This is a genomic window from Nocardiopsis protaetiae, from assembly GCF_045446735.1.
In the GTDB taxonomy this organism is placed as follows: Bacteria; Actinomycetota; Actinomycetes; order Streptosporangiales; family Streptosporangiaceae; genus Nocardiopsis; species Nocardiopsis protaetiae.
Genome location: NZ_JBJJBV010000323.1, coordinates 1 through 6,818, shown reverse-complemented (window position 1 = coordinate 6,818; position 6,818 = coordinate 1). Strand labels below are relative to the sequence as shown.

At 73.6% G+C, this 6,818-nt stretch carries 4 protein-coding genes and 1 riboswitch; all 4 genes read right to left on the bottom strand.

Going from position 1 to position 6,818, the window contains the following annotated elements; all coding sequences use genetic code 11:
* Positions 1-2,268, bottom strand: a 2,268-nt coding sequence (gene gcvP, locus ACJOT3_RS30625) for an aminomethyl-transferring glycine dehydrogenase (RefSeq protein ID WP_406976613.1), incomplete at its 3' end; no start/stop codon positions are given.
* 98 nt (positions 2,269-2,366) lie between these two features.
* A riboswitch (glycine riboswitch) is annotated at positions 2,367-2,458 on the bottom strand.
* A gap of 759 nt (positions 2,459-3,217) precedes the next feature.
* Positions 3,218-4,858, bottom strand: a complete 1,641-nt coding sequence (locus tag ACJOT3_RS30620; RefSeq protein WP_406976612.1) for a glycoside hydrolase family 13 protein — start codon at positions 4,856-4,858, stop codon at positions 3,218-3,220.
* A 40-nt stretch (positions 4,859-4,898) separates the two neighbouring features.
* Positions 4,899-5,822: a carbohydrate ABC transporter permease gene (locus ACJOT3_RS30615; protein WP_406976611.1), complete on the bottom strand. Its 924-nt coding sequence runs from the start codon at positions 5,820-5,822 to the stop codon at positions 4,899-4,901.
* Positions 5,823-5,841: 19 nt separating this feature from the next.
* Complete coding sequence (locus tag ACJOT3_RS30610) at positions 5,842-6,792, bottom strand: carbohydrate ABC transporter permease (protein ID WP_406976614.1); 951 nt, start codon at positions 6,790-6,792, stop codon at positions 5,842-5,844.
* Between the last annotated feature and the right edge of the window lie 26 nt (positions 6,793-6,818).

The window sequence follows — 6,818 nt, the reverse complement described above, 5'->3', positions numbered from 1 at the left end:
CGACACCGGGCCCACGCCCGTGTGCGGGCCCGCCTCGGGCTGGCCCGGGTGGTTGGGCAGGAACGCCGCCAGGTGCGAGCGGACCGCGACCGGGCCCACGCCCGGGCCGCCGCCGCCGTGCGGGATGCAGAAGGTCTTGTGCAGGTTCAGGTGGCTGACGTCGGCACCGAACTCGCCCGGCTTGGCCCAGCCCACCAGCGCGTTCAGGTTGGCGCCGTCGACGTAGACCTGGCCCCCGGCCTCGTGGACCAGACGGCACACCTCGGTGATGGTGTCCTCGTACACGCCGTGCGTGGACGGGTAGGTCACCATGATCGCGGCCAGCACGTCCGCGTGCTTGGCGATCTTGGCCTTGAGGTCGTCGACGTCGACGTTGCCGCCCTCGTCGCAGGCCACCACGGCCACGCGCATGCCCGCCATCACCGCGCTGGCGGCGTTGGTACCGTGCGCGGAGCTGGGGATCAGGCACACGTCGCGGTGGTCGTCGCCGCGCGAGCGGTGGTAGCCGCGGATGGCCAGCAGGCCCGCGAACTCGCCCTGGGAGCCGGCGTTGGGCTGGAGCGACACCGCGTCGTAGCCGGTGATCTCGGCCAGCCAGGCCTCCAGGTCACGGATCAGCGCCACCGAGCCGGCCGCCTGGTCCAGCGGGGCCAGCGGGTGGAGCCCCGCGAACTCCGGCCAGGTGACCGACTCCATCTCGGTGGTGGCGTTGAGCTTCATGGTGCACGAGCCCAGCGGGATCATCGTGCGGTCCAGCGCCAGGTCGCGGTCGGAGAGCTTGCGCATGTAGCGCAGCAGCGAGGTCTCGCTGCGGTGGGTGTTGAACACCGGGTGGTCGAGGTAGTCGACCCCGCGCGCCAGGTCCTCGGGGACGCGGTCGGCGTCCTCGTCCACGGCCACGGCGGACTTGGCGGAGCCGCGCCCGGCCTCGCCGAACGCCTCGGCCAGCGCGGTCAGGTCGGCGACGGTGGTGGTCTCGTCCACGCTGACGCCGACGGTGGCGGCGTCCACGCGCAGCAGGTTGAACCCGGCCGCCAGGGCGTCCTCCACGACCCGGTCGGCGCTGGGCACCCGCACCCGCAGGGTGTCGAAGAACGCGCCGTGGACGACCTCGAAGCCGCGCTCGGCCAGCGCGCCGGCCAGCGCCGCGGTGCGGGTGTGCACCTGGCGGGCGATCGCGCGCAGGCCGTGCGGGCCGTGGTAGACGGCGTACATCCCGGCCATGACGGCCAGCAGCACCTGGGCGGTACAGATGTTGCTGGTGGCCTTCTCGCGGCGGATGTGCTGCTCGCGGGTCTGGAGCGCCAGGCGGTAGGCGGGACGGCCCGCGGTGTCCACCGAGACGCCGACCAGGCGGCCCGGGATCTGGCGGCGCAGCTTCTCGGTCACCGACATGTAGCCGGCGTGCGGGCCGCCGAAGCCGAGCGGGACGCCGAAGCGCTGGGTGGAGCCGACGGCGATGTCCGCGCCCAGGGCGCCGGGGCTGCGCAGCAGGGTCAGCGCCAGGATGTCGGCGGCGACCACGGCCAGGGCGCCGCGCTCGTGGGCGGCGGCGATGACCGCGCCCGGGTCGCGCACCACACCGCTGGAGGCCGGGTACTGGACCAGGACGCCGAACGCGTCGCCCTCGGGCAGGCCCTGGGACAGGTCCGCGACGACGACCTCGATGCCCAGCGGTTCGGCGCGGGTGCGCAGCACCTGGAGGGTCTGCGGGAAGACGTCGGAGTCGACGACGAAGACGTCCGCCTTGCTCTTGGAGGCGCGGCGGGCCAGGGTCATGGCCTCGGCGGCGGCGGTGGCCTCGTCCAGCAGGGAGGCGCCGGTGACGGGCAGGCCGGTGAGGTCGGAGACCATGGTCTGGAAGTTGATGAGGGCCTCCAGGCGGCCCTGGGAGATCTCCGGCTGGTAGGGCGTGTACGCCGTGTACCAGGCCGGGTTCTCCATGATGTTGCGCAGGATCACCGGCGGGGTGAAGGTGCCGTAGTAGCCCTGGCCGATGAGGGGCTTGACGACGGTGTTGCGGTCGGCGAACGCGCGCAGCTCCGCGAGGGTCTCGGCCTCGCCGATGGCCTCGGGCAGGTCGAGCGTCGCGCTCCGGCCGGGGGCGCTGAGGATGGACGCGGGGACGGCGGCGGCCATGAGCTCGGCGGTGGAGCCGTAGCCGACCGTCTTGAGCATCTCCTCGACGGCGCCGGGCGCGGGACCGATGTGGCGGTCGGCGAACACGCGGGCGGGTGCGCCGGGGATGTTCACGGGCTGGTCGGGCACGGAGACCTCCTGGTGACAGGGCCGATGCGGATCGGCGGTGTTCCTCACGGTCTCCCCCTCTGTCACCGGGCACGGCGGTGCCCAGGCTTCAGAGCGGCCTTCTCCGTGCGGTCCGTGGTGCCTGAGAGGTTACTGGGGAGTATTGCCCCGTCGGCGCCCCTGGGTCAGGGGTCTCTCCCGCGCGGTATCGACAGCCTGCTGACGCTGTGTTCACTTGTACGGACAGGGTGAATGTCGGTTTTCATCCCTGTTGTGGTTACGACCGTACTCGATCGCACCGCCCGTAGCCGAGTCCCCCCGCGCGTTGCGCGCGCCTCACCTGCCCGGGCACGACGAGGGCCCGTGCGGCCGTCCCTCCGCACGGACCCTCCACCGTCCTCTCTCGGACGGTCCCGGTGGGGCCGGTGCGCGGCCCCGCCCTCTTCTCTCGGACAGTCCCGGGCCGCCCGGCCGCCCCCAGGCGAAAGGACTCACCGTGCGCCGCGTCACACCCCTCGTCCCGCCCGCCGACCACCCCGGGCGCGCCGCCCGCCGAACCGCCCACGGGATCCCCGGTCGCGTATGCCTCCGGTCCCGGACGCCGCCGCGCCGGGGCCGCGCCGCCGGGGCGTCGGCGGCGGGCGACCGTGGGAGATGCGGCCGCCTCCGCTCGGGCGGCCGCAGACGATGGCGGCGGTGTCCGACGCGGCGCGGTCCCTCGACCGAGCGGCGGCGGGCGAAGGCGGCGGTGTCCCCCGACCGGGCGACGGCAGGCGAAGGCGGCGGTGTCCCGAAGAGGAACCGAGACTCGCCGCCAGGGGCCGGGACACCGCGGCAGGCCCGGGAAAGGGCGGAGCCCGTGCGGCCGTCCCTCCGCACGGGCTCCTCACCCATCTCTCTCGGACAGGGTTCGCGGAGGGCCTCGCACGGCCGTCCTCCGCACGAAGCCCTCACCACTCTCACTCTGTCATCACTCTCGGACGATCCGCAGCCACACCGCCGTGTCGGACGGCAATCGGTCGCCCTCCAGGGGGCCGCTGGCCAGCAGCACCCCGCCGTGGGCGGGCAGGTCGGCCGGGCCCCCGCCCAGGTTGACGACGCAGGCCACGTCGTCGCGGACGAACGCCAGCACCTCCTGGGGCGCCTCCAGCCAGCGCATCCCCGGGCCGTCGGCGGGCGGGGCGCCCAGGGCGGGCTCGGCCCGGCGCACCGCCAGCGCCCGGCGGTACAGGTGCAGCATGCCGTCGGGGTCGGCGGCCTGGGCCGCGGCGGTGTGCGCCGACCAGCCCGCGGGCTGGGGCAGCCACGGGTCGGCCGCCCCCTCGGGGCCGAACCCGAAGGGCGGCGCGTCCCCCGACCACGGCAGCGGCACCCGGCAGCCGTCCCGGCCCCGGTCGGTCCCGCCCGAGCGGGCGAACACCGGGTCGTCGATCAGCTCCTCGGGCACGTCCACCTCCTCCAGGCCCAGCTCCTCGCCCTGGTACACGTACACCCCGCCGGGCAGGGCCATGGCCAGCAGCGCCGCCGCCCGCGCCCGCCGGGTGCCCAGTTCCAGGTCCGTGGGCTCCCCGTAGCGGCGGTCGGCGAACGAGAACCCGGTGTCCCCCGCCCGCCCGTACCGCGTCACGTGCCGGGTCACGTCGTGGTTGGACAGCACCCACGTGGCGGGCGCCCCCACCGGCGCGTGCGCGGCCAGCGTGCGGTCGATGACCGCCCGCAGCGCCTTGGGGTCCCAGGGGCAGCTGAGGAAGTCGAAGTTGAACGCGCTGTGCAGCTCGTCGGACCGCAGGTAGCGCGCGAACCGCTCCGGGTCGGGCAGCCACATCTCCCCCACGAACACCCGGTCGGGCCCGTAGGACTCGGCGATCCGCCGCCAGCGCCGGAACACGTCGTGCACCCCGTCGCGGTCGGAGAACGCGCTCTCGTCCCCCTCGGCGGCGTCCGGCAGCGCCGGGTCCTTGACCATCCCGTCGGCCACGTCGATGCGGAACCCGTCCACGCCCCGGTCGAACCAGAACCGCAGGATCGCGTCGAACTCCTCGCGCACCCGCGGGTGCTCCCAGTTCAGGTCGGGCTGCTGCGCCGAGTACAGGTGCAGGTACCACTCCCCCGGGCTCCCGTCGGCCTCGGTGACCCGCGACCACGCGGACCCGCCGAACCGGGACCGCCAGTTGTTGGGCGGCAGCCCGCCGTCCTCGCCGCGGCCGGGCCGGAACCAGAACAGGGACCGCTCGGCCGAGCCGGGCCCGGCCGCCAGCGCCTCGCGGAACCACACGTGCTCGCTGGAGCAGTGGTTGGGCACGATGTCGATGATCACCCGGATGCCGCGCTCGTGGGCGGCGGCGATGAGCCGGTCGGCCAGGTCCAGGTCGCCGTACACGGGCGCGATGTCGGTGTAGTCGGCCACGTCGTACCCGCCGTCGGCGAGCGGCGACGGGTACCAGGGGCTCATCCACAGCGCGTCGACCCCCAGCTCCGCCAGGTGGTCGATCTCCCGCAGCACCCCGGCGAGGTCGCCGATGCCGTCGCCGTCGCCGTCGGCGAAGCTGCGCGGGTAGATCTGGTAGATGGCGGCGCCGCGCCACCAGTCCGGGTCGTGGTGTCCGGTCACGTTGCGGTGTCCTTGTCTTCGAGGGAAGGGTGGGGCGGGGTCAGCCCTTGAGGGCACCGGCCGACAGCCCCGAGATCACCTGGCGCTGGAACACCAGGAACAGGGCGAGCACCGGCAGGCTGGAGATGACCATCCCGGCGATGAGCAGGTTGAGCGGCATCTCGGTGGAGATCCGCGCCAGGTGGACGGTGATGGTCTGCACCAGCGGGTCCTGGAGCACCACCAGCGGCCAGATGAAGTCCTTCCAGGCGGCGACGATCGCCAGGATCGACACCACCGCCAGGATCGGCCGCGACAGCGGCAGCACGATCCGCAGCATGATCTGGGCGGGTCCGGCCCCGTCCAGCCGGGCGGCCTCCACCAGGTCGGCGGGGATGCGGTCGAAGAACTGTTTGAGCACGAACACGTTGAAGGCGTTGGCCGCCATCGGCAGCCACACCGCCCAGGGCGTGTTGAGCAGGTTGATCCCGAGCAGCGGCACGTCGGCGACGGTGAGGTAGGTGGGGATGAGCAGTGCCGCGGCCGGGAGCATGAGGGTCGCCAGCATCATCCCCAGCACGGCGTTGCCCAGCACCGGGCGCAGCCGCGACAGCGAGTAGGCGGCCGGCACGGCCACCCCGAGCTGGAACAGCCAGGCGCCGCCCACCACCACGAACGTGTTCCACAGGTACCGGCCCAGGTCCAGGGTGTCCCAGGCGCGCGGATAGGTCTCGGGCCGCCACTCCTGCGGCAGCAGGGTGGGCGGGGTGCGGGCCAGTTCGGCGGGGGGCTTGAAGGACCCGCTCACCGCCAGCAGCATCGGTCCCAGGAACACCACGGTGAACAGGACGATCACCAGGACCAGGACCGCCCGGTAGCCGGTCCTGCCCCGGGGGCCGTTGAGGGTGAGCGGGGAGACGAGGGTGCGCTCCGCGGTGCGCGCGGGCGGGCCGCCGCGGGCCCGCCGGGGCCGGGTGGGTGTCATGGCTCTCCTCCAGGACGGGTCAGCGGGTGCGGGTGGCCCACAGGTACAGGGCGGAGAACACGGCCAGGACCGCGAAGAGCAGCAGGCTCAGGGCGGCGGCCGCGCCGAAGTCGCCGAAGGTGAACGCGTAGCGGTAGATGAGCAGCAGGACCGTGGTGGTCGCCCCCTCGGGCCCGCCGCCGGTGAGGATGTAGGGCTCGACGAACACCTGCATGGTCGCCACGATCTGGAGCAGCAGGAGCACGAGGATCACGAACCGCATGTGCGGAATGGTCACCGACCACACCCGCTGGAGCAGCCCGGCCCCGTCGAGTTCGGCCGCCTCGTACAGCTCGCCCGGGATGGCCTGGAGCCCGGCCAGGTAGATGAGGGTGGCGGTGCCCAGGTTGGCCCAGGTGGAGACGATGACGAGCGAGATCAGCGCGGTGTCGGCGGAGTTGGTCCACTCCAGCCCGGGCAGGCCCACCGCGCGCAGCGCGCCGTTGAGCAGTCCGGGCCCGGGGTCGTAGAACCACTTCCACAGCAGCGCCGACACGATGGGCGGCAGCATCACCGGCAGGTAGACGACCAGCCGCAGGTATCCGCGGGCGTGCTTGAGCTCGTTGAGGACGAGCGCCAGCACGAACGGCAGGGCGAACCCGAAGACCAGGGCCAGCAGGGTGAACCGCGCGGTGTTGGCCCATGCGGTGGCGAACAGCGGGTCCCGGAACAGGGTGCGGAAGTTCTCCAGCCCCACCCACACCGGGTCGGTGACGAAGTTGACCCGCTGGAAGGCCAGCGCGACACCGCTGGTGATCGGGTACCAGGAGAAGAAGGCGAAGCACAGGATCGCCCCGGACAGGAAGGCGTAGGCGACGGCGTTCTCGGCGATCCGGCGGCGCAGCGCCGGGGACGGCCGACGGGGTGCGCGGACCGGGGAGGGCTCCGCCGCCGGCGGTGCCGGGGCGGTCGCGGTGCCGGGTTCGGGCATGGCGGGCTCCGAGAGGGCTGGGGCGG